The organism is Rhizobium sp. AQ_MP (genome assembly GCF_014237835.1).
Taxonomy (GTDB): Bacteria; Pseudomonadota; Alphaproteobacteria; order Rhizobiales; family Rhizobiaceae; genus Allorhizobium.
Window position 1 is genome coordinate 297,953 of the sequence record NZ_JACJVI010000001.1, and the last position, 24,192, is coordinate 322,144.

The following is a 24,192-nucleotide window of genomic DNA, read 5'->3' on the forward strand; positions in this document are numbered from 1 at the left end:
TGAAGTTTAGGCGGCTTGCGCTCGCCTAAGCCTTCGATTTTCCATCCTCTCCCGCAAGGGGGAGAGGAACGCCGCCATGCCCGCCTCACCTTGACCGGCACCCTTGCCCCGTTGCGACCCATCCCGCTGCGCGATACACCGGAGACACGCGCGCGCCGAGAGCGGGGAGACAACATGCACACCAAGACACCCGCGACACCAACGATCAGCGCCGACGCCGCGCATCCATACCCAAAGCGCTGGACGGCGCTCATTGTGATGATGCTGGCCAACTTCATGAACCTGCTCGACGTCACCATCGTCAATGTGGCGCTGCCGAGTCTCCAGTCGGAGCTTGGCGCGACATCAAGCCAGATTGAGTGGGTGGTGGCCGGTTACGTCCTGGTGTTCGCGCTTGGCTTGCTGCCGTTCGGTCGGCTTGGCGACGTCCGGGGCAAAAAGCAGGTCTTCATCGCCGGTGTCGCGGCGTTCACCTCCGCCTCGCTGCTCTGTGGTCTCGCGCCCGATATCGGCTGGCTGGTGGCCGCGCGTCTGTTGCAGGGAGCGGGAGCAGCCGTCATGACGCCGCAGGTCCTGGCAATCGCCCAGATGATGTTCCCGCCGAAGGAGCGCGCGGCGGCATTTTCGCTCTTCGGGCTCAGCGCCGGACTCGCGGCCGTCTCGGGTCCGATCCTCGGGGGCTGGCTGATCGCGCTCAACCTCTTCGATCTTGGATGGCGGCCGATTTTCCTCATCAATATTCCGGTCGGGATGATGACCATCCTGCTCGGCTGGCGGCTGATCCCGGCCCTGCCGCCAAAGCCCGGCCTGAAGAACGACTTTGGCGGTATCGCGCTCGCGGCGGTCACGATCTTCTGCGTCATCTTTCCGCTGATCGAGGGGCGTGGCTTCGGCTGGCCGGCCTGGTGCTTCGCCATGCTCGCGATGGCCGTGCCGTTCGGCATCGCCTTCGCGCTCTGGGAACGGCGCCAGCACCGGCTGAAGGCGCCGGAGCTCTTGCCTGTCGCGCTGATGAAGAACCGCAACTACGTCATCGGTTCGTTGATGACAGCGACCTTTTTCTCGACCTTGCCGGGCTTTTTCCTGATCCTCGCGATGTTCCTGCAGCAGGGTTATGGGCTGACACCGCTGCAGTCGGGCATGACGACGGTGCCTTTCTCCGTCGGCATCTTCGTCGCCTCGCTGATTTCGGGCCGCCTCGGCAACATCACCCCACGCATCCGTGTCGTGGTCGGCGTGGTCATGGTCACCGTCGGCATGGCCCTGCTGCGGTCGGAGATCCAGTCACTGGGCGAGGCTGTCGACCGCATGGCGCTTCTGCCCTGGTTCCTGCTGAGTGGGCTTGGCATGGGGATTGCGATCGCGCCGATGTTCCAGCTCGTGCTGGCGGGTGTCCCGCCGCAGGATGCAGGCGGCGGATCGGGTGCGCTTCAGGCAATCCAGCAGGTGGGCAGTGCGCTGGGGATCGCGATTGTCAGCGAAATCTTCTTTTCGGACCTGGCCCGCAATGCGGCTGAAGGCCTGAGCGGCAAGGCGGTCTATGCCGAAGGCTTGAGCCTTGGGCTGATCTACAACTTCATCGCCTATGCTGTCGTTCTGGTCGCCGTGCTGTCGATGCGCACGGTGACGCCGGGCAGCGAGAAGCTGGAGCGGCCGCTGCCGATCGAGTGACCGGCAGCGGATGACTGCATCGGCTTAAGGGACGAGCAGCGTGCCGGCACCGGTCTCGGTGAAGAGCTCGAGCAGCACGGAATGAGCCGTCTTGCCGTTGAGGATGACGACACCCTGGACGCCGGCCTGGATGGCCTCGATGCAGGTCTCGACCTTCGGGATCATGCCGCCGGAAATCGTCCCGTCCTTGATCAGTGCGCGGGCTTCGGCGACCGAAAGCTCCTTGATCAGCTGGCCGTTCTTGTCGAGAACGCCGGGAACGTCTGTGAGGAACAGCAGGCGCGACGCATTGAGCGCACCCGCAATGGCGCCTGCAAAGGTGTCCGCATTGATGTTGTAGGTATGGCCATCACGACCCGGCGCGACAGGCGCGATGACCGGGATCATCTCGGAACGTGCAAGCAGGTCGAGCAGCGTGCGGTCGACTTCGACCACTTCACCGACAAAGCCCAGATCGAGCACGCGCTCGATATTGCTGTCGGGGTCGCGAACCTTCTTCTGGGCCTTCTCGGCAAAGACCATGTTGCCGTCCTTGCCGCAGAGACCGATCGCCCATTCGCCGGTCTGATTGATCAACGCGACGATTTCCTTGTTGATCGAGCCCGCGAGCACCATCTCGACGATCTCGACCGTCTTCTGGTCGGTGACGCGCAGGCCGTTCTCGAACCGCGATTCGATGCCCATCTTGGCGAGCATGGCTCCGATCTGCGGGCCGCCGCCGTGTACGACGATCGGGTTGACGCCCGACTGCTTCAAGAGCGCGATATCGGCGGCAAAGGCTTTGCCGAGCTCCGGATTGCCCATGGCATGACCACCGTATTTCACAACGATGGTCTTGTTTTCATAGCGCTGCATGAAGGGCAGGGCCTGGGCGAGAAGCCGAGCCTGCGTTTCGCTTTCGGAAGCTGACATGGGAAACCTCACTTTGGATCGCGGCCTTTTAGCGCATCAATGCGACGGAGGGAATAATTCCGCCGCAATATAAGCGGCGCGTAAGTCGCTTCTTCTTCTCGTCGCATTGTCCGCCGATGATGACACGCTATATTTCAGCCAGCTGCACCAGGGGGCTCAATGGAACGCGACGATATCGGCGGCTTGCTGGCCCGTGTGGCATTGAAGGACCGTGGCGCCTTTTCCTTGCTCTATGGTCGCGTTTCGGCGAAACTTTTCGCCATCTGCCTGCGTATGCTGAAGGACAGGGGAGAGGCCGAAGAGGCGCTTCAGGATGTGTTCGTCAAGATCTGGCACAAGGCCGGGAGCTATACGGGCGAGGGCGACAATGCCTATCCATGGCTTTGTGCCATCGTCCGCTACCACTGTATCGACAGGCTGAGGGCGCGCCGGCCGCAGGGGGAGGATATCGAGGCGGCGGTCGATATCGCCGATCTCGCACCGGATCCGGAACAGCATGCTGTGCTGAGATCGGAAGGCGGCCGCATTGACACCTGCCTGGAGGCATTGGATCCTGATCGGGCGCTGGCTGTCCGGCAGGCCTATGTCGAGGGACTGTCATACCAGGAACTGGCGGATCATTTCGCGGTTCCGTTGAACACGATGCGCACCTGGCTGCGACGCAGCCTTTTGAAACTGAGAGAGTGCATGGATGAGCACGCCTGACCAGAGCAAGGGAGATCGATCGCGGGACGAGGTTCTCGCCGGCGAATATGTCCTCGGCGTCCTGAGCGGAGCCGAGCGGCTGAAGGTTGACGCGCGCCTGCGCCACGACCGGCAGTTCGCCGCCATGGTCAAGCGTTGGGAGGAGAACCTCACCCAGTTCAACGATGATTACGCCGAGACGCCCGCTCCGGATCAACTGTTCTCGAAGATCGAGGATCGGCTTTTCGCGTCTCCTGCTGCCGTGGCAGCCGTCAAGGGAAGCCTTTGGAATTCACTTCTGCTCTGGCGTGGCCTGAGCTTCGCCTCCATCGCAGCACTCGGCCTTGTCGTCGGCCTCGATTACGCCGAACGCATGCGACCGAAACCACAGGCAGCGCTCACCGCCGAACTCGCCGGCGAGAACCAGGCCATTGCGCTTCATGCCCGTTATGACGGAAGCTCCGGCCGCCTGGCAGTTACGCCCGTGGCAAGCGGGGGCGTGGAACACAAGTCTCTTGAACTTTGGCTTGTCGAGGGCGAACAGGCACCAATCTCGCTCGGCGTCCTGCCGCAGACCGGCCAGGGGGAACTCGACGTACCCGAAGAGCTGCGCGCGCGCGTGACGCAAGGCGTCGTGCTGGCCGTCAGCCTCGAACCCTTCGGCGGCTCGCCGACCGGCAAGGCGACCGGTCCGGTGGTTGCCCTCGGCGAAATCCGTCCCTGAAGAAGAAACTTCGATTTGAAATCAATGCAATGACGATCGGGCGGCCGAAATCTTCGAGCCGCCTGAAACTTGTTTGAACAGGCTTCCGTCCTTCAAGCTGTTCCCGCTGACGGGAATGAAACCCAGTGTCCCGCCCGAAATCAGGGACACGGATCGCGAACACCAAGGACAGAGGAAACCTAAAATGTTCAAGACCGCTCTTCGCCCCCTCGCATTCTCCGCAGCCATCCTGGCAGGCGCTGCCGCAGCCTATGCCGCCAATCCGATGGTCGGCGGTGGTGAAATGCTCGAAACCAAGAACATCGTCGAAAACGCTGTCAACTCGAAGGATCACACGACGCTCGTCGCCGCCGTCCAGGCCGCGGGCCTGGTCGAAACACTTTCGGGCACCGGTCCGTTCACCGTCTTCGCACCGACCAACGACGCTTTTGCCAAGTTGCCGGCCGGCACGGTCGACACCCTGCTGAAGCCGGAAAACAAGGAACAGCTGACCAAGGTCCTGACCTGCCACGTGGTGGCAGCCGACGTGATGTCGGAAGCCCTGGTAAAGATGATCGCTGATGACGGCGGCGAACACGACGTGACCACCGTGGGTGGCTGCGTGCTCAAAGCCAAGGCTGCCGACGGCAAGGTCACGTTGACCGATGAGAACGGCGGCGTATCGACCGTCAACATCGCCGACGTCAAGCAGTCGAACGGCGTCATTCACGTCGTCGACGCAGTGATCCTGCCGAAGATGTAAGGAACTTGGTTCGGCCCTGTATCCGCCAGCAGGGCCGACCTAATCGGAGCCTGAGCGTCAAAGGCTCCGACCGACGGCCTCGCTGATCGCCCCGCGCAATTGGTCGAGGCCGTCACCTTTTTCGGAGGATGTTGAAAGCACGACCGGGAAGGCAGCAGGCCGTTTCTTGATCTTGTCCTGCGTCTCGGTGATCAGCTTCGCCACGCCCGGCGCCTTGATCTTGTCGGTCTTAGTCAGCACGATCTGGTAGGAGACGGCCGCCTTGTCGAGCAGGCCGAGAACCTCCTCGTCATTCTTTTTCAGCCCGTGGCGGCTGTCGATCAGCACATAGACACGCTTCAGCGTCGCGCGACCGCGCAGGTAATCGAAAACGAGCTTGGTCCAGGCATCCACCTGTTCCTTCGGCGCCTGTGCATAGCCGTAGCCCGGCATGTCGACGAGCGCCATCGGCGGAAGATCATCGCCTTCACCGGAATAGCCGTCTGGCACGAAGTAATTGAGCTCCTGGGTGCGGCCCGGCGTGTTGGATGTACGCGCAAGACCCTTCTGGCCGACCAGCGCATTGATCAGCGACGACTTGCCGACATTGGAGCGACCCGCAAAGGCCACTTCGAGCGGTCCTTCCGGCGGCAGGAATTTCATCGACGGAACGCCGCGGATGAAGATCCAGGGCCGGCCGAAGAGCGGCAGGTCATTCTTGTCGTGTACGTCGGTCATGGGTCTGGCCTTTCTTGAGCCGGACAGATCCGGGTTTTGACCCGGAAAGTCAAGCTGCAGCGGTCGGGACGGATCGCGACGCCTGCCGCGCATGGCTGATCAGATAGGTGAAGAGGGCAGCCATCACCAACGCACCGCCAAGGATCGTTCTGCCGGATGGGATCTCGTTGTGCAGGATCACCATCCAGACGGGGGCGAGGATCATTTCCGCTGTGCCGAGAAGCGCTGCGAGCGCCGATGGGATCATCCGCGCACCGACGACGTAAAGAGCCATGCCAAGGCCCAAGTTGAGCGCGCCGAAGCAGAAGAGCAAGGCGAGATCCTGCAAGCCGACGGCGATAGCGCCGGCCTGGGTGGCGGCAATCGCGGATGCGATGAACGAACCGCCACAGGCTGCAGGTGTCATTCGGATTCCGGGATAACGTCGGGTGACCACCGTCATACCGGCAAAGATTGCGGGGATCGCTGCGGCGAGCGTGAGTCCGAGGATCGAGCCACCTTCGCCGACGGACGAGGAAACCATGATCCCCACCCCCAGAATGACGGCACCGATGGCGCCCCAGGTGACTGGCGTGATGGGTTCTCCGAGCACCATGCGGGCGAGCACTGCCGCGAAGAGAGGTATGGATGCCATGAAGAGCACGACGTTTGCGACGGGCGTCATGGTCACGGCCAGCACAAAAAGCGTGGAGACCGAAGCAAATCCGACGGCAATGAATGCCCCCGGCCAACCCAAGGCGCGGAAGAGGCGGACCGTGCCGCCAAGTCCGTCGCGGATCAGCATGAAGGCAAGAAGAAAAAGGCCTGCAAACAGGCACCGCCAGAACACGATCGTCCAGCCATCCTCTACACCAATGAAACGCTGGATCGCTCCGCCATAGCTCCAGGCGATCGCCGATCCGGCGACGAGAGCAATGCCGAGCCGTGAACGTTGTGAGGAAGAGGAGTGGTCTGTCATCGGATTTTTGGTCACCAAAGAGAAAGCCCCGGCCGTGCCGGGGCTTTTGAAGTCACTTGGTTTGAGCCGGTTTTCGCCGGAACATGTTGGCGATGTTTTTGAACAATTCGATCTCCACGCCATGACGCTTCATGATCAGGGCCTGCTGCAGGATCGACAGGGTGTTGTTCCAGGCCCAGTAGATCACCAGACCGGCGGGGAATGTGCCGAGCATGAAGGTGAAGATGACCGGCATCCAGTTGAACAGCATCGCCTGGGTCGGATCCGGCGGGGTCGGGTTCATGCGCATCTGCAGCCACATGGTGACGCCCATGATGATCGGCCAGATGCCGAGATGCAGGAAGGTCGGAGCCTCGAACGGCAACAGGCCGAAGAGGTTGATGAAGCTCGTCGGGTCGGGCGCGGAAAGGTCCTGGATCCAGCCGAAGAAAGGCGCGTGGCGCATTTCGATGGTGACGTAGATGACCTTGTAGAGGGCGAAGAAGACCGGGATCTGCAGGAGCACCGGCCAGCAGCCGGCCACCGGGTTGATCTTCTCTTCCTTGTACAGCGCCATCATCGCCTGCTGCAGGCCCATGCGGTCGTCCTTGTACTTCTCCTTCAGCTCCTCAAGCTTCGGCTGGACGCGCTTCATGTTGGCCATGGAGGCGTATTGCTTGTTGGCGAGCGGGAAAAAGATCAGCTTGACGACGATCGTGGTGAGCAGGATGGCGACACCAAAATTGCCGACCAGATGGAAGAAGTAATCCATCAGGTGGAACATCGGCTTGGTGATGAAGTAGAACCAGCCCCAGTCGATCATCAGATCGAACTTCGGAATGCCGAGATTTTCCTGATAGCTGTCGATGACCGGGACCTGCTTGGCACCGGCGAAGATCAGCGTTTTGACCGACGTGCTCTGTCCGACCGGGATGCTGATGGCATCGTTCTTGAAATCGGCCTGGAAGCGGGGCTGCCCGTCGGTGAAATGCGAGAAGCGCGATTCGTAAGGAAGCGTCTGCTGCGGGATGAGCGACGCGGCCCAGTACTTGTCGGTGATGCCAAGCCAGCCGCCCGTTGCCTTGGCATTCGTGACAGCCGCTTCTTCAATGTCGGTATAGTCGTGCTCGACCAGGCTGCCCTCGTTCCCGAGAACACCGAGGAAGCCTTCATGCAGAACGAAGATCGATGGCGTCGAAGGCTTGGTGTAGCGGGTGACACGGCCATAGGGGGCGATGCTTGCGGATGCCGAACCGTTGTTGACGATCTTGTCTTCCACCGTGAACATGTAGTGTTCGTCGACGGCGATCGTGCGGGTAAAGGTCAGGCCGGCTTCGTTGGTGTAGGTGAGCGTGACCGGGGTCGTCTCAGTAAGCTTGGCGCCCTCGGGAGCGGTCCAGACGGTGTTGGGACCGGGGACAGAACCTGCATTCTCGCCAGCAATGAAGCCGAGTTCGGCAAAGTATGCGTCACGCGTCTCGGCCGGATTGAAGAGCGTCACGATCGGGCTCGCCGGGTCGACGGTCTCGCGATACTGCTTGAGCTTCAGGTCATCGAAGCGGGCGCCGGTCAGGTTGATCGAGCCGGCAAGGTCCTGGGTCTCGATTTCAACACGTGCAGTCTTGGCCACGGCGGTTTCGCGGGTTGCCTCGGCACTGGCGGCGCCGCTGGCCGGCAGGGTGCCGTCGACGGTGGCGGCCGGCGTTGTCGCCTGCTGCTCGGTCTGTGCCTGCTGCTGGGCGATCTGCGCTTCCTGTGCCTTGCGCTGGGCCTCGATGCGCGGGTTCATGTAGAAGAACTGCCAGGCGAGGACGATCACCACCGATAGGGCAATCGCGATGAAATAGTTGCGGTTGTTCTGCATCACTCTTTCCTGGGAGCGGTCCTGGGGGACCGGGTGTTGTTCGTCTGGCGGTTCTCGATGCGATGGATCAGCTGTTTCGACAACTGATCGAACGGTACATCCAGCACCTCGCGCCGGGCGACAATGACATAGTCGTGTCCCGGCTGCATTGCAAACGCCGCATTCAGTCGCACGGCTTCTTTCAGCCTGCGCCGCATGCGATTGCGTTCCACTGCATTGCCGTGTTTTTTGGTGACGGTAAAGCCTACGCGGGGCGGCGCGTCGTCCTTGCGGTCGAGCACTTCCAGAAGGAAGGTGCGACCCTTGCGCGCTTCGCCGTGCCTGACGGCGAGGAACTGAGGCCGGCTCTTGAGCCGGCCAACAGGTTTCTTGGAGTCCGTGGACGTCATGGGCCCGTCAATCTCGTCGGGCTCATCCGGCCCTTAGGCCGAGAGCTTGGCGCGACCGCGAGCGCGGCGTGCGTTGAGGACCTGACGGCCGCCCTTGGTGGCCATACGCGCACGGAAGCCGTGGCGGCGCTTGCGAACAAGCTTGGAAGGTTGGAAAGTACGCTTCGACATTTATTTAATACCGCGGTGTGCGGCCCTTCTTGGATGTGCAAATTGCAACAGCGTTTTGGTTTGTCGCACGGGAAAGCGCCGCCGGGCGCCTGTTACCGAACGTGCGCGGCTTATAGTGTCAGGGGGCGCAGGAGTCAATTGCCGTCCCGTCCGGGGAAAAGCTTGCGAAAAAGACAAAAAACCTTTGTGTGCCACACATCCGCCACGCAATTTCCATCGTTAACATGACCAAACTTTCATGTTTGTTCGCGGCTTGGCCGTGCTAGGCATGTCTGTGTGTGATGGGATGAAGGGGTGAGGCCGCTTTCGGTATCGCCAGAAGGCACACAGAGAACAGGGACGACAGGAACAAGAGCCGATGCTCGACCGGCAGGATCATGATCCGCAGGCCGACCTCTCCGGAGGTTACGCGATGCCGTCCCGCATTCGCGGCCTGTCGGGTAAGCTGCTCTGGCTGACCATAGCCTTTGTCATGCTGGCTGAAATCCTCATTTTTGCGCCCTCCGTCGCCACCATGCGCCAACGCTGGCTGCAGGACAGGCTCAACACGGCAGCGGCTGCCGGCGTCGTCATCGACGGGCTCCAGCCGCTCGAACTGCCGCGGATGGTTCAGGAAGACACCCTGACGACGACCGGAACAAAAGCGATCGTGTTGCGCAAGGACGGCACGTCACGCCTGCTGGCCGCCACCGACATGCCTAGCGAAGTCGATGCCGCTTTCGATCTATCCGATTATTCGGAGCTCGGATCGATACGCGACGCCTTTTATACTTTGCTTTTTGGCGGCGATCGTCTGCTGCGCGTCTACGGCCCGATCCCCGAAGGCAGTGACGTCACCGTCGAAATCGTCATCGACGAAGGCCCGCTGCGCAATGCAATGCTCGCCTATGCACGCAACATCCTGATCGTTTCGCTGATCATCTCCATGATCACCGCCTTCCTGATGTTCCTGGCCATCAACCGAGTGATGATTGTGCCGGTTCGCCGGCTTGCCAGAAGCATGCAAGTCTTCGCCGAAAATCCGGAAGACCCCGCACGCGTGCTTCCGGTGACCTTCGGCAAGGACGAGATCGCCGTGGCGGGGCGCCACCTCTCGCGCATGCAGGATCAGTTGCAGAAGACCTTGAGACAGCAGAAGACGCTGGCTGATCTCGGTCTCGCTGTCTCGAAGATCAATCATGACATGCGCAACATTCTAGCCTCTGCCCAGCTGATGTCCGACCGCCTCGTCGATGTCGAGGATCCGCTGGTCAAGAGTTTCGCCCCCAAGCTACTGCGCACGATTGATCGGGCCGTCGGCTACACAAGCGAAGTCCTGTCTTACGGCCAGACTTCCGAGGCCGAGCCGCGCCGGCGCCGGTTCCTTCTGTCGGAGGTCTGCCAGGAGGTGAGAGACCTTCTGCATCTGAGCCACGAGGCCGGAATCGAATTCGTCGACAATGTCGGGCCCGACCTTGAGATCGATGCGGACAGCGAGCAGTTGTTCCGTGTCATTCACAACATCTGTCGCAACGCCGTTCAGGCTCTCGCAACCTTCACCCCCGAGGCTCCCGATCACGTGCGCCGGATCACTGTATCCGCGCAACGCACCGGTTCTGTCGTCGCCATCGTCATCGACGATACTGGTCCAGGCATGCCGCGCAAGGCGCGTGAAAACCTGTTCGCTGCGTTCCGCGGGTCAGCGAGATCAGGGGGCACGGGCCTTGGTCTTGCCATCGCACGCGAACTGGTGATTGCCCATGGCGGGACGATTGCGCTTGTGGAAAAGCCGGGCCCCGGCACCATGTTCCGCGTCGAAATCCCCGACAGGCCAGTGGCTCTCGACGACTGGCGCGCCCGCGCCTGAGTGGCCCTCGGGGAGCATGTGACAGGAAAATTCTCTTTTTTCGAAAAGGGCGCTTGCAATCCGGATCGTCCCGCTTTAGAGGATCGCCACACGCCGACGGACAGTCGGCCTTGGCAAGCACCCGTAGCTCAGCTGGATAGAGCACCAGACTACGAATCTGGGGGTCAGGAGTTCGAATCTCTTCGGGTGCGCCATTTCCTTCTCCCATTTTGAAATGCATCGTCTTCGCCAAGACCGCGATAGTCGCCATGCGCTCTCGATCGGCGAATCGGACGATCGTCTCGACCCGTTGTCGCGCGGACGAATTTGCCTTTCGGTTTGATCGATCCCAAGCAATGCAGTGGATCAGCCTCGGTCCAGGGCGTGTTCTTCGATGTCTCCCCTTGAGCGAAAGCACAAGCTTGTGCTCTTGAAGGAAGCTCGACTGTTTCGGGCTGCTCGATCAGCTTAGGAAAACGACATGAGATGGAAGCGCACTCTTCAACTGCTCGACGTTCACGCCGAGGGTGAAATCGGCAAGGTCGCGGTCGGCGGCGTGCCGAAAATTCCGGGTGACTCCGTGGCTGACCAGCTGATGTGGCTCAATACGGATCCCAAAGGGGAGGCTTTGCGCCGAATGCTGGTGCTGGAGCCGCGCGGTGCGCCGATCGGCTCCGTCAATCTGCTGCTTCCCCCCAAGGATCCTTCTGCCGACGCGGCGTTTATCATTCTGCAGCCGGATCAGGCGCATGCCAGCTCCGGATCGAATTCAATCTGCGTGACGACGGCTCTGCTGGAAAGCGGCATGGTCGAGATGATTGAGCCCGAAACAGTCGTGGTGCTGGAAACAGCCGCCGGTCTTGTCAGGGCAAGAGCGACCTGCCGCGACGGGCGCTGCGAGCGCGTGACCTTGACCATGGTGCCCTCCTTCGTGCACGAACTGGACGTCGTTCTGGATACACAACAGTGGGGTCGCATCACCTTCGACCTCAGCTACGGCGGCATATTCTACGCTCTCGTTGACGTCGGACAGGTGGGCCTGACGATTGAGAAGGGGAATGCGCGCGCGCTTGTTGAAGCCGGTATGATCCTCAAGGAGGAGATCAATCGGCAGATTCTGGTCGCGCACCCGGAAATTCCGGCGATCTCGGGTGTCGCCTATGTCATGTTCCGCGATGTCGACCCCGACGGTGCAATCCGCACCTGCACGACCATGTGGCCAGGACGTGTCGATCGCTCGCCATGCGGCACTGGAAACTCCGCCAATCTGGCAACACTCCATGCACGCGGCAAGGCGAAGGTGGGCGATGTGATGCTGTCGCGCTCGATCATCGGATCGGAGTTTGAGGTCGGCCTCTCTGGTCTCTCGCAGGTCGCGGGACGTCCGGCGGTGATCCCGACGATCAGCGGTCGCGGATTCACCTTCGGCCTTCATCAGGTGGCGCTCGATCCTTTCGATCCCTTTGAGCATGGCTTCGCGCTCACCGACGTGTGGGGACCGTCATCCGGGTCGATCGGTTGACTCTTCCTAATCGTCTTCGGCATTGTTCCAATTTGAGTAAAATTCGATCATATGCGCTAGCTGAATTGTAAGGGTCTTGATTCCCCGCATCTTGCTAAGGGTCAAGACAGGCGACTAAGTAACCACCATCGTCATGAACGCGACAAGTATTCCGTAAATGAAAGCAAACGCTACGACAGGTTCCGCCCTGCCGCTTTCGGCCCACACGCTCCCGACACTGCGCGGTTGCGCGATATTTGCAGGATTGTCGGTCGAAGAAGATCGGGAATGGCTTGCCCGCTGCCACTCCCGGACCTTGAGCGCCGGCGAAAGCCTTGTCGATTTCGAGGACATGTCGAAGGATGTCTTCATTGTTCAGACGGGCGAGATCCGCGCCGTGCTTCGATTTTCGGTGGGCAAGGAAGCTATTCTTGGAAGCTTCAAGCGCGGCGACATTCTTGGCGAACAGTCGGCCATCGACGACATGGCCCGCTCCGCGAGCCTGATGGCCGTCAGCGACGCCACGGTGACGGTCATCCCCTGCATCGTCTTCCTCGATATCCTGCGACAGAGATCGGATGTGGCGCTGGCGCTGCTGCAGCTGCTGTCGAAACGCATCCGTGCGATGAATGACCGTCTCTCCGAACTGTCTTTCCTCGACACCAAGCACCGGCTTTACAACACCTTGCTCAGGCTTTCACGCGTGCGCAACGACGGGGGGCGAGAGCGGATCATTTCGCCTCCGCTCGTTCATGCGGAACTGGCCGAACATATCGGCGCAAGCCGTGAGACGGTGTCGCGCGAAATGTCGAGGCTTGCGCGCGAACAGCTGGTGGAGCGCACCAGCCGCGCGATTGTTCTGAAAAACCCGATCGAGCTCTCTCGCCGCATCTCTCGCGCGCTCGAGGGTTGAACGGCTCTAGGGATAGATGACGCCCTTGCGCAGAATAACATTGGCATAGAGGCGTGGCTCGCCAGTCTGGATGACGGTATGAGCAGCCTTGACCCGGTTGTAGAAATCCGGGCCGATCAGCTTCGTCACGGGCACCTTCGGCTCGTGCTTTGCGCAGCAGTCGATGATCTCCTGATGCACGGGATCGACTTGATCCGGCTTGCCGCCCACCACCGAGCGGAAGATTGCCTCCGGCACGAAATCGTCGATCGGCATGACGCTGAGAACCGCGTTCAGCACCGGGACCAGCGCGTGTCCGTCAAGGCGCACCAGCCGCCGGGCATGTTCCAGCGCCGGGTAATTGCCATCAACGATGGCAATCTCGTCGCCATGGCCCATGGCGCGCAGTGTGGAGAGAAGTTCTGGGCTCAGGAGGGGATCAATGCCCTTCAGCATGTGCGGTATCCTTGAACAAGACAGTTTGGTCGATGAGGTAACGGTCGAAGATCGGCAGGCTCGCCCCGCCAATGGCGCGGGCCTGGTCGCCCACCTCGCCTTCAACGATGTCGGGAATGACGACACCCTGCAGGTCGAGGCGGTTCATGGCTTCGATGGTGGCCTTGACCAGCCTGTGCCGGACCCAGGCTGGGAAGCCGCCGTCGATGATGGCAGCGGCAAAGTCGATGATCGAGGCTGCAGCAATGACGGCCTGGGCCAGAGCTGCCGCCGTATCCTGCAGCCAGATTTCCAGGGGCTCGCCGAAGTCGATCCATTCTTCGGCCGCATACCAGAGAGGCTGCGGATCGATGCCGCGCTCCCTGAGCAGGTTTTCGAGAACGAAGATGGAGGCGATGTCGAGCAACTGCCGGGTCTGGCCGTGCTTGTCGCGTACGGGAAGGGGGCCGATCGCCCCGGCGGTGCCCGTGCGGCCGACGAACAGTGAGGAATTGACGACGATGCCGCCGCCGATGAAGGAACCGATATAGAAATAGACGAAATCCGGGTAGCGCTGCCCGGCGCCGAAGACGAGCTCTGCGCCACAGGCGCTTGTAGCGTCGTTGCGCAGATAGACGGGATGGCTCATGCGCGACTGCACTTCGGCCTGCAGATCGACTTTCCGCCAGATCTCCATGGCACCCTCGGGCGCGCCGACTTCTTCGGCCCAGTTCCACAGTTCGAAGGGCGCGGCAATCCCGATGCCGGCGATCCGGCCCCGCATCGGCGCGTCCATATCTGCTTCCATCTCGGCAATGCCGTCGCAGATAAAGGGCAGCAGATGGTCGGGGTGGGGGTAGCGATAGGTCCGGTGCCGCTGCTCGCGGATGGTGCCAGCAAAATCCATCAGCACGAGATCTGCACTTCGGCGGCCGATCTTCACACCAAAGGAAAACACCGCCTCCGGATTGATGAACATGGGAACCGAAGGCTGGCCGACGCGGCCGCGGATCGGTTCGCCGCGCATCAGCAGTTCGTCGCTTTCCAGCGACCGCATGATGACCGAAACGGTCTGCGCGGAGAGCCCCGTCAGACGAGCGATATCCGCCTTTGAGCAACCTGGATTCTGGCGCACGAGCGAAAGCACCAGGCGCTCATTGTAGGCACGCACGCGTACCTGGTTCGAGCCACCGCCGGCACCCACCCTGGGCGCCGGATCCACCAGTCGTGCAAAATCATCCTGTGACACTGAAGGCCGCTCCTCCCGACCGCTTCCTTTTACGAAAGCGCTTGCAGAATGTCACACCGATTTAATAATTCAACTGGATTTATTTATTGACAGTCCAAATGTTCTGATGTTCTAAATGGGCTCGTGGAGGAGTGGGTGCCGTCTGGCAGCCGATCGGATCGCCAGGGGGCGGCCCGTGCCGACACGTTGCGGCCGGAGGAGCTGGCCGATACCATTCGGGAGGATACCAAATTGAAAAAGTCTCTGATCACTGCTGCCCTGTCGACCCTGGCTCTCGGCGTTGTCTTCGCCGCACCGGTGCAGGCAGCCGACGTTTCCGCCTGCCTCATCACCAAGACCGACACCAACCCCTTCTTCGTCAAGATGAAGGAAGGCGCGACGGCCAAGGCTGCTGAACTCGGCGTGACGCTGAAGTCCTACGCCGGCAAGATCGACGGCGACTCCGAAAGCCAGGTCGCTGCGATCGAAACCTGCATCGCCGATGGCGCCAAGGGCATCCTGCTGACGGCATCCGATACCAAGGGTATCGTTCCGGCTGTGCAGAAGGCGCGCGATGCTGGCCTGCTCGTTATCGCACTCGACACGCCTCTGGAGCCGATCGACGCTGCCGACCAGACCTTCGCGACCGACAACCTTCTCGCTGGCGAACTGATCGGCAAGTGGGCTGCCGCCACCCTCGGCGACGCTGCCAAGGATGCAAAGATCGCCTTCCTGAACCTCACCCCCTCGCAGCCTTCGGTCGACGTCCTGCGTAACCAGGGCTTCATGAAGGGATTCGGCATCGACGTTGCCGACATCAGCAAGATCGGCGACGAGACCGATCCGCGTATCGTTGGCCACGACATCACCAATGGCAACGAAGAAGGCGGCCGCACCGCGATGGAAAACCTTCTCCAGAAGGATCCCTCGATCAACGTCGTCCACACCATCAACGAGCCCGCAGCCGCCGGTGCCTACGAGGCCCTGAAGGCTGTCGGCAAGGAAAAGGACGTGCTCATCGTGTCGGTTGACGGCGGCTGCCCGGGCGTGAAGAACGTCGCTGAAGGTGTCATCGGTGCAACCTCGCAGCAGTATCCGCTGCTGATGGCGGCTCTCGGCATCGAGGCCATCAAGAAGTTCGCAGACACCGGTGAAAAGCCGGCTGCCACCGAAGGCAAGAACTTCTTCGACACCGGCGTGGCTCTCGTCACCGACAAGCCGGCAGCAGGCGTGGAGTCGATCGACACCAAGGCCGGCACCGAGAAGTGCTGGGGCTGATCCAGCCTCCTGCGCCTGACTGAAAAAGAGGCGGGAGCTCGGGCTCCCGCCGATAGGCGCAACGCCCGGCCTTGCGCGGCGGCAGGCCGGGCGTATCCTTCATGTAAAAGAATTGAGACCAACGGCAGGGAGGATGACCCATGCAGCCGGCCAATCCCGAAACGCGGGCACCACAGGAATTCGAAAAGGTCCTGGCGTCGAGTTCGACCGAGGTCGCCTCGTTCGACCGTCATGAGAAAAGCCCCCTCGAGCGCTTCCAGCATTTCCTGCATTCGAGCCCCGCAGCCGTAGCGCTGATCGTGCTCGTGCTGTCCATCGCCGTCTTTGGCCTGATTCTCGGCGGCAAATTCTTCTCCGCCTTCACGCTGACTCTGATCCTGCAGCAGGTTGCGATCGTCGGCATCGTCGGTGCGGCCCAGACACTGGTCATCCTGACGGCGGGTATTGATCTCTCGGTCGGCGCCATCATGGTGCTGTCCTCGGTAGTCATGGGCCAGTTCGCCTTCCGCTACGGCCTGCCTCCGGAACTGGCCATTCTCTGCGGTTTCGGCGTCGGCGCGCTTTGCGGCTTCATCAACGGCGTGCTTGTCGCGCGCATGAAGCTGCCGCCTTTCATCGTGACGCTCGGCATGTGGCAGATCGTGCTTGCAACCAACTTCCTCTTCTCCGCAAACGAGACGATCCGTGCTCAGGACATAGAGGCGAGTGCGCCGATCCTGCAGTTCTTCGGCGAGAATGTCCGCATGGGTGGCGCCGTGTTTACCTATGGTGTCATCGCCATGGTGCTTCTGGTGGCCGTGCTCTGGTACGTTCTCAACCACACCGCCTGGGGACGCCATGTCTATGCGGTAGGTGACGACCCCGATGCGGCAGAACTCGCCGGTGTCAACGTCAAGCGCATGCTGATCTCCGTCTATACGCTGTCCGGCCTCATCTGCGCGCTGGCGGGCTGGGCTCTGATCGGCCGCATCGGCTCAGTCTCCCCGACCGCAGGTCAGTTCGCCAATATCGAATCCATCACGGCTGTGGTGATCGGCGGCATCTCGCTCTTCGGCGGACGTGGTTCGGTTCTCGGCATGCTGTTCGGAGCGCTGATCGTCGGCGTCTTCCAGCTTGGTCTGCGCCTGATCGGCACCGATCCGCAATGGACCTATCTCTTGATCGGCGTTCTCATCATCGCCGCCGTGGCAATCGACCAGTGGATTAGAAAGGTAGCAGGCTGATGACCCAGAACCCTATCCTCACCGCACGCGGACTGGTCAAGCGTTATGGTCGCGTCACGGCTCTCGATCATGCGGACTTCGATCTTTACCCAGGCGAAATCCTCGCCGTCATCGGCGACAACGGTGCCGGCAAATCTTCGCTGATCAAGGCGATTTCCGGAGCCGTCACGCCGGATGAAGGCGAGATCCGGTTGGAAGGGAAGCCGGTTCACTTCCGTTCCCCGATCGAGGCGCGCAAAGCCGGGATCGAGACGGTCTATCAGAACCTCGCCCTGTCGCCGGCGCTTTCGATCGCCGACAACATGTTCCTGGGTCGCGAACTGCGCAAACCGGGAGTGATGGGCAGCGTTTTCCGTAAGCTGGATCGTCCGGCGATGGAAAAGATTGCCCGTGACAAGCTATCCGAACTCGGTCTGATGACGATCCAGAATATCAACCAGGCCGTTGAAACGCTGTCAGGTGGCCAGCGGCAGGGTGTAGCGGTCGCCCGTGCGGCAGCCTTCGGATCGAAGGTCATCATTCTCGACGAGCCAACGGCCGCTCTCGGGGTCAAGGAGAGCCGCAAGGTGCTTGAATTGATCCTCGACGTCCGTTCGCGTGGACTGCCGATTGTCCTGATTTCGCACAACATGCCGCATGTCTTTGAGGTGGCCGACCGTATCCACGTCCATCGCCTCGGCAAGCGTCTCTGTGTCATCAACCCCAAGGACTACACCATGTCGGACGCCGTCGCCTTCATGACCGGTGCTCGACCGGCCCCCGAGGTCGAGCGGGCTGCATGACGTCGGCTCTGGACGACTTGATCGTCGAAATCGAGCGACGGGCACAGGATGGCGCCCGTCTGCTCGTGGGCGTTGCCGGGCCGCCTGGTGCGGGCAAGTCGACACTCGCGGACCGGCTGCACGAGATCCTGTCCGACAGGGGACACCGCAGTGCGGTTCTGCCCATGGATGGTTTCCATCTCGACAACGCGATCCTGGAGCAACGCGGTGATTTGCCACGCAAGGGTGCCCCGCACACATTCGATGTTCGCGGCCTCGGCGATCTGCTGAGGGCCGTGAAGGCTGGTGGGGAGGTTTTTGCGCCCGTTTTCGATCGGGACCGCGAACTCGCGATTGCGGCTGCCCGCTGCATCAGTCCTGAAGATCGCATCGTTATCGCCGAGGGCAATTACCTTCTGCTTCAGCAAGGCCGTTGGGCAAGTCTCGCAGACGTGTTTGATCTGACCGTGATGGTCGCACCTTCGATCGCCGAGCTGGAGCGGCGACTTGTGGCACGCTGGACCCATTATGGTCTCACCCCGGCACAGATCCATACGAAGGTTCATGGCAATGACTTGCCCAACGGAAGGCTTGTCCTCGAGCGCAGCCGCACCGCCGATTTCAGCATCGACGTCTTCTAGAGCTTTAGATTTACAGGGTCATGTTGAGCGTTTGAAAATTCTTAAGTTCTAATTAAATGGGCCATCGGTAAAATTGTATCGGTTTGGTTCAGCGAATTTCAGCCTCCCCCTGATACAACCCCTCCATGAAAGGTTAACGCAGTTCCCGCGGGGGCGATAGTCCCTGCGGAGCCCGGGTTGGGGCGTGTTCATGGGGGTGATGAAATGACTATACTGATTGTCGAAGACAATCCGACCAACGCGATGATCATCAAACACCTCGCCAAGAAGGTGACGAGCGAAGAGATCAAGGTCGCGGGCGACGGCAGCACGGCACTCAAGATGTGCCATGTAGAGAATTTCGACATGCTCATCGTCGATCACTTGCTGCCAGGCATGTCTGGTCTGCAATTCGTGCAGGCCGTGCGTCTCATGGATCGCTACCGCGATGTGCCGGTGGTGATGGTGACCGCAGACGACGAGCCGCGTTTGCGCGAAGAAGCGCAGGCAGCCGGCGTTACGGACTTCCTGCATAAACCAGTTGAAGCGATGGCGTTCCGCAAGCTGCTTTCGGACCATGTCGGCCTTGCCGCCGTCCAGCCGGAACTGCGCTCGGCCTAACCAGGGGATCACGAACATGAAGAGTATTTTCGCCACGCTTCTCGCAAGCGTTCTCTCTGCAACCGCTGCCTTCGCGCTCGATGCCCCGACGGGACCGGTAGTCCTGACCGTGAAAGGCGAGATTTCCAACACCAATGCGGGTGACACCGCGCAGTTCGACATGGCCATGCTGGAAAAACTGCAGGGTCGCAAGGGCGAGATGGAAACACCCTGGACAACCGGCAAAGTGACCTTTGAAGGGCCCTTGCTGCGTGAGGTCCTCGCGGCGGTGGGAGCGACCGGAACCAGTCTGAAAGTCCGCGCCCTCAACGACTATGCTGCCGACGTGCCGGCCGAGGATGCCAAGCTCGATACGATCCTGGCGACAAAGCTTGATGGCAAGCCTATGTCGATCCGCGACAAGGGCCCGCTCATGCTCGTCTACCCCTTCGATCTTGATGCAGGCCTCTACAACGAGAAGTACTTCTCGCGCTCCGTCTGGCAGATCAAGGAAATCGAGGTCATCAAGTGACACTCACAGGCGCCACAGCACGGAAATTTGCAGGCGGAGGCACGGTTGCCTTCGTCTTGCAAACCGTGTCTGCGGTTCTCCTGATCGTCCTGCTCGTTCTCTTCGTCGACATCGCTCGGCAATATCGCATCATGGAAGACGGGGTACGCGAAAACTCGCTGTGGTCCGTCTACCAGCTCGACCGCGAGGTTCGGCAACTCAGCCACAGCCTGGCGACAGTTCAGCACGACGATAACAATCCTCAGCTCCTCGACGAGCTTTCTCTCCGCTACGATATCCTTTATTCCCGCGTCTCCATTCTCGATCAGAGCAAGTTTGGCACCTACTTCTCCGGCGACGAGAAAATCCGTGGCTATATCGCTTCGGTGACCGATGGCGTGCAGCACATGCAGCCGCTCTTTGATGCCTACGCGGCCGGCAGCGTGCCAAGCGCGAAGCAGCTGGCCGAGCTCCAGGGCACTCTTGCGGCCATGGGACGCTTTGCAGAGGACTTTCTGCTCTACACGAATACGCGTGTCAGTTACGAGCGCGCCGAGAGTCGCGCGACGATCCTCAACCTGGAACGCAGCTCGACAGTGATGCTCTCGCTGTTGATGGTTTCGGTCGTGTTCCTCGTCATCACCCTCAATCGCCAGCTGCGATCCGTGCGCCGATCGAGCCACGAACTTCAGGTCATGGCCACCCAGCTCAGCGAGGCCTATGAGGCAGCAGACGCCGGCAACCGCGCGAAGTCGCAGTTCATGGCCACGATGGGCCACGAAATCCGCACCCCGCTCAACGCCATCCTCGGGATGTCGGAACTTCTGGAACTGTCCGAACTGCCGGACGATGCGTTGTCCAGCGTCAAGACGATCCGCACGTCCGGCGAGGCGCTGCTTGAAATCATCAACGAAATCCTCGATTTCTCCAAGATCGAACACGGCAAGCTGGAACTTGAGGAACGCGCCTTCGACGTCTGCGCGCTCGCTGAAAGCACCGTCAGCATCCTCAGGGGCCGCGCCGACGATCATGGAAACACCGTGATCCTCGACCTGCCCGATTCACTGCAGGCGCTCTATGTCAAGACGGATCCCACGCGTCTGCGCCAGGTCCTGCTCAATCTCCTGTCGAATGCCGTGAAGTTCACCCATCAGGGAACGGTCACACTCCGTCTGCGCGACTTCTATCGCGAAGGCAAGCTGATGATCCGTTTCGAGGTGGAAGACACCGGTATCGGCATCGATGAAGCCGGTCTCGATAAGCTGTTCAAGCCCTTCTCTCAGGTCGACGCATCCATCAGCCGCCGTTACGGCGGTACGGGATTGGGCCTCACCATCTGCAAGCAGATCGTCGAGAAACTCGGTGGCGAGCTTGGCATGAGCAGCACCGTGGGCGTCGGCTCCATATTCTGGTTCGAACTGGCTGTCGTGCCGGTCACCCGCGAGGAGGCCACAGGTCTCGCGACGAAGGCTGTATCCGAGGAAACGCTGCCCCGTTTCCGGATCCTGCTGGTTGAAGACAACAAGGTGAACCAGATCGTCGCCACGCGTTTCCTTGCGCGATTGGGCCAGGATGTCGAGATCGCCAATGATGGTGCAGAGGCGGTCTCCATCACCCGAGAACAGGCTTTCGATCTCATCCTCATGGACATGCAGATGCCGGTCATGGATGGCATCGAAGCGACAAAGCGGATCATTGCCGAAGGCGGTCCCTCTGCTGCCGTTCCAATCATTGCGATGACCGCCAATGCCTCCGACGATGATCGTCGTCGCTGCATCGAAGCCGGGATGAGGGGCTTTGAATCCAAGCCTGTGACGCTAGAAAGACTGAAAATGATGATTGCCCATGCCACGCCTGCAGCGCGGGGCTCCGCACCGCCTGCCGCGACGACGACTGCCCCCCAGAAGCTTGAATTGCCCGAAGTGGACCTTGCGGAGATGCCCCTGCAGTCGATGCCGGCGCTTGGCATTGAGGGTCTGGACGAGGCTCGGCATGCCGAACTGGTCGAGGCGCTCGGTGAAGATGTCTTCCAGGAACTGGTCGAATCCTTCTTCGACGATGCCACGAGCCTGCTCGACGAGTTGAACGAAGCGCTTCAGGTCAATGATCCCGAAACGATCGATCGAGTCCTGCACACGATCAAGGGAGCAGCCTTCAATGTCGGTCTGAATGATCTGGCCGTGAAAGCCAATGCCATGCGCAACCACACACCTGCGCCTGCGGAAATCGAAATGCTCGGCGAGGAGATCCTCGCGCTCAAATTTAAACTGGTTGCTTAGAAAGCACGGAGGCGTTCATGCGTATTTTGTTGGTGGACGACAACAGCACCAATTTGAAGCTCCTGACGAAGCTCGTCGGCAAGCTCGACACCTGCGAGGCTCTGCCCTATGCGAGCCCGGACGCCGTGCTCTCGGCCCTGCCGGAGCTCGATTTCGACATTGCGATCATCGACTATCAGATGCCGGTCTATAACGGTGTCGAGCTCTACACCGAAATCGTGCGCTTCGAAAAATATGCCGATGTGCCCGTCATCTTTGTTACCGCCGACAAGGACATGACCACCCGCATGGCAGCGCTCAATGCCGGTGCCATCGACTTCCTGACCAAGCCTGTGAACCCCGTCGAGTTCCAGGCGCGCGTGCAGAACATCGTCAGCCTCGCCCGCGCCCGCCGTCAGCTCGCCGATCAGGCCGAATGGCTGCGCCGCGAGGTCGAGCGCGCTGTCGGCGAACTGCGCGAACGCGAGCAGGAGATCATTCACCGCCTGACTCTCGCCGCCGGCTACAAGGATCCGGAAACGGCGCGCCACACGCTTCGTGTCGCCGCCTATTCGGAAGCGATTGCACTCGAACTCGGTCTGCCGAGCCAGGTCTGCCATGACATCCGGCTCGCAGCCCCGATGCATGATATCGGCAAGGTCGCCATGCCCGATACGGTTCTCCTGAAGCAGGGTCGCCTGACGGAAGCCGAGTATCGCCAGATGCAGGCGCACGCCCAGATCGGCAGCGACATCCTCGGCCGGTCCCATTCCTCGCTGCTGCAACTCGCCTCGGAGATTGCGGCGAGCCACCACGAGCGCTGGGACGGCCAGGGTTATCCGAACCGTCTTATTGGCACCGCGATCCCGATTTCCGGCCGCATCGTCTGCATTGCCGACAATTTCGACGCCCTGACCACCGAGCGTCCCTACAAGCCGGCCTGGAGCTTCGAGCGCACCGTAGAGCACATCCTCGGTCGCGCCGGCACCCAGTTCGATCCGGATTGCGTAGCGGCCTTCGAGCGTGCGCTGCCGCGGATCCAGGCGATTATGGAGCAGGACCGCCGCGAACAGATGGAAGAGGCGGAGAAGGCAGTGGTGCCCATGAACGAGCGGGTCGCCTGATCCTTTGATCCCCGTAGGCGGACATGCTAAGGGCGGCGAGTTCTCGTTTAGCCGGAGGCCCGCCCATGTCATCTCTCACCATCCGTCGCCCCGATGACTGGCATCTGCATCTGCGCGATGGCGCCATGCTGGAGGGCGTGATTGGCGATACGAGCCGGCATTTCGCCCGCGCGATCATCATGCCGAACCTCGTGCCGCCGGTGGTGACCACCGAGGATGCGCGCGCCTATCGCGAGCGGATCCTCAAGGCAGTGCCGGCTGGCGACAGCTTCCAGCCGCTGATGACGCTTTATCTCACCGAGCACACAAACCCGGATGACGTCGAGGAGGGCAAGCGCTCCGGTCTGATCACGGCGGTGAAGCTCTATCCGGCGGGTGCCACGACCAATTCGCATGGCGGCGTACGCGACATGGAAAAGGCCATGCCGGTGCTGGAGCGCATGGCCAAGGTCGGCCTGCCGCTCTGCGTGCATGGCGAGGTGACGACGCCCGAGATCGATATCTTCGACCGCGAGAAGGTCTTCATCGACACGGTTCTCGATCCGCTCCGCCGTCGCCTCCCGGAGCTGAAGGTGACCATGGAGCATGTGACCACCGAGGACGGCATCCAGTACATCCGCTCCGCCGAGCGCAATCTGGCGGGCTCGATTACCACCCATCACCTGATCATCAACCGCAACGACATTCTCGTCGGCGGCATCCAGCCACACTACTACTGCCTGCCTGTCGCCAAACGCGAGAACCACCGCCAGGCCCTGCGCAAAGCGGCCGTTTCAGGCGATCACCGCTTCTTCCTTGGCACCGACAGTGCGCCGCATGTCGATCCGCTGAAGGAATGCGCCTGCGGCTGCGCCGGCATCTACACCTCGATCAACACGATGAGCTGCCTTGCTCATGTCTTCGAACAGGAGAATGCGCTCGACAAGCTCGAGGCCTTCGCCTCGCTGAACGGGCCCGCCTGGTACGGCCTGCCGGCAAACGAGGAGACCATCACGCTGGTAAAGCGCGAGGAGCCGGTCGAATTGCCGGCCAAGATCTTCACCGGCGCTGGGCCGGTCACGGTCTTCAACCCCAAATTCCCGCTGCACTGGGATGTCGCCTGAAACGAAAAATGCCTCGCGAATG

Annotated in this window: 24 protein-coding genes and 1 tRNA gene; 17 read left to right on the forward strand and 8 right to left on the reverse strand. The window is 61.1% G+C overall.

What is annotated here, in order from left to right; translation table 11 throughout:
• Nucleotides 1-174 precede the first annotated feature (174 nt).
• Entirely contained in the window at nucleotides 175-1,671 is a 1,497-nt protein-coding gene (locus H6M51_RS01580) for an MFS transporter (RefSeq protein ID WP_185808132.1), read from the forward strand.
• A gap of 24 nt (nucleotides 1,672-1,695) precedes the next feature.
• Here H6M51_RS01580 and argB read toward each other — a convergent pair whose 3' ends face one another.
• Nucleotides 1,696-2,583: an acetylglutamate kinase gene (gene argB, locus H6M51_RS01585; RefSeq protein WP_185808133.1), complete on the reverse strand. Its 888-nt coding sequence runs from the start codon at nucleotides 2,581-2,583 to the stop codon at nucleotides 1,696-1,698.
• Nucleotides 2,584-2,742: 159 nt separating this feature from the next.
• On the opposite strand from argB, the gene H6M51_RS01590 reads away from it, so the two are divergent.
• The 3 genes from H6M51_RS01590 to H6M51_RS01600 all read left to right on the forward strand — a co-directional run bounded on the left by H6M51_RS01590 (nucleotide 2,743) and on the right by H6M51_RS01600 (nucleotide 4,733).
• Nucleotides 2,743-3,288 carry a sigma-70 family RNA polymerase sigma factor gene (locus tag H6M51_RS01590; RefSeq protein ID WP_185808134.1) on the forward strand — a complete coding sequence of 182 codons (546 nt, stop codon included), beginning with the start codon at nucleotides 2,743-2,745 and terminating at the stop codon, nucleotides 3,286-3,288.
• Complete coding sequence (locus H6M51_RS01595; RefSeq protein WP_185808135.1) at nucleotides 3,275-3,991, forward strand: anti-sigma factor domain-containing protein; 717 nt, start codon at nucleotides 3,275-3,277, stop codon at nucleotides 3,989-3,991. The genes H6M51_RS01590 and H6M51_RS01595 overlap by 14 nt, the downstream gene beginning before the upstream one ends.
• 184 nt (nucleotides 3,992-4,175) lie before the next feature.
• The gene (locus H6M51_RS01600; protein WP_185808136.1) at nucleotides 4,176-4,733 is read left to right on the forward strand and encodes a fasciclin domain-containing protein; all 558 of its coding nucleotides are present in this window, start codon (nucleotides 4,176-4,178) and stop codon (nucleotides 4,731-4,733) included.
• Nucleotides 4,734-4,790: 57 nt separating this feature from the next.
• Here H6M51_RS01600 and yihA read toward each other — a convergent pair whose 3' ends face one another.
• Genes yihA through rpmH form a run of 5 tightly spaced genes read right to left on the reverse strand, consistent with a single transcriptional unit; the run spans nucleotide 4,791 to nucleotide 8,811 of the window.
• A complete protein-coding gene (gene yihA / locus H6M51_RS01605) occupies nucleotides 4,791-5,450 on the reverse strand; it encodes a ribosome biogenesis GTP-binding protein YihA/YsxC (RefSeq protein WP_185808137.1) in 660 nt (219 codons plus the stop codon).
• 49 nt (nucleotides 5,451-5,499) lie between these two features.
• Nucleotides 5,500-6,408 (reverse strand): DMT family transporter, encoded by a 909-nt coding sequence (locus H6M51_RS01610; RefSeq protein ID WP_185808138.1) that lies wholly within the window; start codon nucleotides 6,406-6,408, stop codon nucleotides 5,500-5,502.
• Nucleotides 6,409-6,460: 52 nt separating this feature from the next.
• Nucleotides 6,461-8,251: a membrane protein insertase YidC gene (gene yidC / locus H6M51_RS01615; RefSeq protein WP_185808139.1), complete on the reverse strand. Its 1,791-nt coding sequence runs from the start codon at nucleotides 8,249-8,251 to the stop codon at nucleotides 6,461-6,463.
• Nucleotides 8,251-8,652 carry a ribonuclease P protein component gene (rnpA, locus tag H6M51_RS01620; protein ID WP_185808423.1) on the reverse strand — a complete coding sequence of 134 codons (402 nt, stop codon included), beginning with the start codon at nucleotides 8,650-8,652 and terminating at the stop codon, nucleotides 8,251-8,253. The genes yidC and rnpA overlap by 1 nt, the downstream gene beginning before the upstream one ends.
• A gap of 21 nt (nucleotides 8,653-8,673) precedes the next feature.
• Nucleotides 8,674-8,811 carry a 50S ribosomal protein L34 gene (gene rpmH, locus H6M51_RS01625; protein WP_006727993.1) on the reverse strand — a complete coding sequence of 46 codons (138 nt, stop codon included), beginning with the start codon at nucleotides 8,809-8,811 and terminating at the stop codon, nucleotides 8,674-8,676.
• A 358-nt stretch (nucleotides 8,812-9,169) separates the two neighbouring features.
• On the opposite strand from rpmH, the gene H6M51_RS01630 reads away from it, so the two are divergent.
• The 4 genes from H6M51_RS01630 (at nucleotide 9,170) to H6M51_RS01645 (ending at nucleotide 13,050) form a co-directional block, all read left to right on the forward strand.
• Nucleotides 9,170-10,657 carry a HAMP domain-containing sensor histidine kinase gene (locus H6M51_RS01630; RefSeq protein ID WP_185808140.1) on the forward strand — a complete coding sequence of 496 codons (1,488 nt, stop codon included), beginning with the start codon at nucleotides 9,170-9,172 and terminating at the stop codon, nucleotides 10,655-10,657.
• A gap of 117 nt (nucleotides 10,658-10,774) precedes the next feature.
• A tRNA-Arg gene (locus tag H6M51_RS01635) sits at nucleotides 10,775-10,851 on the forward strand.
• A gap of 266 nt (nucleotides 10,852-11,117) precedes the next feature.
• Nucleotides 11,118-12,158, forward strand: coding sequence for a proline racemase family protein (locus H6M51_RS01640; protein WP_185808141.1), 1,041 nt, complete (start codon nucleotides 11,118-11,120; stop codon nucleotides 12,156-12,158).
• Nucleotides 12,159-12,315: 157 nt separating this feature from the next.
• On the forward strand, nucleotides 12,316-13,050 hold the full coding sequence (locus H6M51_RS01645; RefSeq protein WP_185808142.1) for a Crp/Fnr family transcriptional regulator: 735 nt from the start codon (nucleotides 12,316-12,318) through the stop codon (nucleotides 13,048-13,050).
• A 6-nt stretch (nucleotides 13,051-13,056) separates the two neighbouring features.
• On the opposite strand, the gene H6M51_RS01650 is transcribed toward H6M51_RS01645, so the two are convergent.
• Nucleotides 13,057-13,485, reverse strand: coding sequence for an RbsD/FucU family protein (locus H6M51_RS01650; RefSeq protein ID WP_185808143.1), 429 nt, complete (start codon nucleotides 13,483-13,485; stop codon nucleotides 13,057-13,059).
• The gene (locus H6M51_RS01655) at nucleotides 13,469-14,713 is read right to left on the reverse strand and encodes an ROK family transcriptional regulator (RefSeq protein WP_185808144.1); all 1,245 of its coding nucleotides are present in this window, start codon (nucleotides 14,711-14,713) and stop codon (nucleotides 13,469-13,471) included. Before H6M51_RS01655 ends, H6M51_RS01650 begins: the two co-directional genes overlap by 17 nt.
• 231 nt (nucleotides 14,714-14,944) lie before the next feature.
• On the opposite strand from H6M51_RS01655, the gene H6M51_RS01660 reads away from it, so the two are divergent.
• From H6M51_RS01660 to pyrC, 9 genes are all read left to right on the forward strand, one after another.
• Nucleotides 14,945-15,970 (forward strand): sugar ABC transporter substrate-binding protein, encoded by a 1,026-nt coding sequence (locus H6M51_RS01660; RefSeq protein ID WP_185808145.1) that lies wholly within the window; start codon nucleotides 14,945-14,947, stop codon nucleotides 15,968-15,970.
• A 140-nt stretch (nucleotides 15,971-16,110) separates the two neighbouring features.
• Entirely contained in the window at nucleotides 16,111-17,193 is a 1,083-nt protein-coding gene (locus tag H6M51_RS01665) for an ABC transporter permease (protein WP_185808146.1), read from the forward strand.
• The gene (locus H6M51_RS01670; protein WP_185808147.1) at nucleotides 17,193-17,975 is read left to right on the forward strand and encodes an ATP-binding cassette domain-containing protein; all 783 of its coding nucleotides are present in this window, start codon (nucleotides 17,193-17,195) and stop codon (nucleotides 17,973-17,975) included. Before H6M51_RS01665 ends, H6M51_RS01670 begins: the two co-directional genes overlap by 1 nt.
• Nucleotides 17,972-18,595 (forward strand): nucleoside triphosphate hydrolase, encoded by a 624-nt coding sequence (locus H6M51_RS01675; RefSeq protein WP_185808148.1) that lies wholly within the window; start codon nucleotides 17,972-17,974, stop codon nucleotides 18,593-18,595. The genes H6M51_RS01670 and H6M51_RS01675 overlap by 4 nt, the downstream gene beginning before the upstream one ends.
• Nucleotides 18,596-18,799: 204 nt before the next feature.
• Entirely contained in the window at nucleotides 18,800-19,195 is a 396-nt protein-coding gene (locus H6M51_RS01680) for a response regulator (protein WP_185808149.1), read from the forward strand.
• Between the two features lie 16 nt (nucleotides 19,196-19,211).
• The gene (locus tag H6M51_RS01685; protein WP_185808150.1) at nucleotides 19,212-19,706 is read left to right on the forward strand and encodes a molybdopterin-dependent oxidoreductase; all 495 of its coding nucleotides are present in this window, start codon (nucleotides 19,212-19,214) and stop codon (nucleotides 19,704-19,706) included.
• Nucleotides 19,703-21,964, forward strand: coding sequence for an ATP-binding protein (locus H6M51_RS01690; protein WP_185808151.1), 2,262 nt, complete (start codon nucleotides 19,703-19,705; stop codon nucleotides 21,962-21,964). The genes H6M51_RS01685 and H6M51_RS01690 overlap by 4 nt, the downstream gene beginning before the upstream one ends.
• Nucleotides 21,965-21,981: 17 nt before the next feature.
• Entirely contained in the window at nucleotides 21,982-23,067 is a 1,086-nt protein-coding gene (locus H6M51_RS01695) for an HD domain-containing phosphohydrolase (protein ID WP_185808152.1), read from the forward strand.
• Between the two features lie 65 nt (nucleotides 23,068-23,132).
• The gene (pyrC, locus tag H6M51_RS01700; protein WP_185808153.1) at nucleotides 23,133-24,170 is read left to right on the forward strand and encodes a dihydroorotase; all 1,038 of its coding nucleotides are present in this window, start codon (nucleotides 23,133-23,135) and stop codon (nucleotides 24,168-24,170) included.
• Nucleotides 24,171-24,192: the final 22 nt, after the last annotated feature.

Bases quoted from the DNA above. Each gene is read 5' to 3' on its own strand.
- H6M51_RS01580 (WP_185808132.1), top strand. From the start codon at position 175: ATGCACACCAAGACACCCGCGACACCAACGATCAGCGCCGACGCCGCG.
- argB (WP_185808133.1), bottom strand. From the start codon at position 2,583: ATGTCAGCTTCCGAAAGCGAAACGCAGGCTCGGCTTCTCGCCCAGGCC.
- H6M51_RS01590 (WP_185808134.1), top strand. From the start codon at position 2,743: ATGGAACGCGACGATATCGGCGGCTTGCTGGCCCGTGTGGCATTGAAG.
- H6M51_RS01595 (WP_185808135.1), top strand. From the start codon at position 3,275: ATGAGCACGCCTGACCAGAGCAAGGGAGATCGATCGCGGGACGAGGTT.
- H6M51_RS01600 (WP_185808136.1), top strand. From the start codon at position 4,176: ATGTTCAAGACCGCTCTTCGCCCCCTCGCATTCTCCGCAGCCATCCTG.
- yihA (WP_185808137.1), bottom strand. From the start codon at position 5,450: ATGACCGACGTACACGACAAGAATGACCTGCCGCTCTTCGGCCGGCCC.
- H6M51_RS01610 (WP_185808138.1), bottom strand. From the start codon at position 6,408: ATGACAGACCACTCCTCTTCCTCACAACGTTCACGGCTCGGCATTGCT.
- yidC (WP_185808139.1), bottom strand. From the start codon at position 8,251: ATGCAGAACAACCGCAACTATTTCATCGCGATTGCCCTATCGGTGGTG.
- rpmH (WP_006727993.1), bottom strand. From the start codon at position 8,811: ATGTCGAAGCGTACTTTCCAACCTTCCAAGCTTGTTCGCAAGCGCCGC.
- H6M51_RS01630 (WP_185808140.1), top strand. From the start codon at position 9,170: ATGCTCGACCGGCAGGATCATGATCCGCAGGCCGACCTCTCCGGAGGT.
- H6M51_RS01640 (WP_185808141.1), top strand. From the start codon at position 11,118: ATGAGATGGAAGCGCACTCTTCAACTGCTCGACGTTCACGCCGAGGGT.
- H6M51_RS01645 (WP_185808142.1), top strand. From the start codon at position 12,316: ATGAAAGCAAACGCTACGACAGGTTCCGCCCTGCCGCTTTCGGCCCAC.
- H6M51_RS01650 (WP_185808143.1), bottom strand. From the start codon at position 13,485: ATGCTGAAGGGCATTGATCCCCTCCTGAGCCCAGAACTTCTCTCCACA.
- H6M51_RS01665 (WP_185808146.1), top strand. From the start codon at position 16,111: ATGCAGCCGGCCAATCCCGAAACGCGGGCACCACAGGAATTCGAAAAG.
- H6M51_RS01670 (WP_185808147.1), top strand. From the start codon at position 17,193: ATGACCCAGAACCCTATCCTCACCGCACGCGGACTGGTCAAGCGTTAT.
- H6M51_RS01675 (WP_185808148.1), top strand. From the start codon at position 17,972: ATGACGTCGGCTCTGGACGACTTGATCGTCGAAATCGAGCGACGGGCA.
- H6M51_RS01680 (WP_185808149.1), top strand. From the start codon at position 18,800: ATGACTATACTGATTGTCGAAGACAATCCGACCAACGCGATGATCATC.
- H6M51_RS01685 (WP_185808150.1), top strand. From the start codon at position 19,212: ATGAAGAGTATTTTCGCCACGCTTCTCGCAAGCGTTCTCTCTGCAACC.
- H6M51_RS01695 (WP_185808152.1), top strand. From the start codon at position 21,982: ATGCGTATTTTGTTGGTGGACGACAACAGCACCAATTTGAAGCTCCTG.
- pyrC (WP_185808153.1), top strand. From the start codon at position 23,133: ATGTCATCTCTCACCATCCGTCGCCCCGATGACTGGCATCTGCATCTG.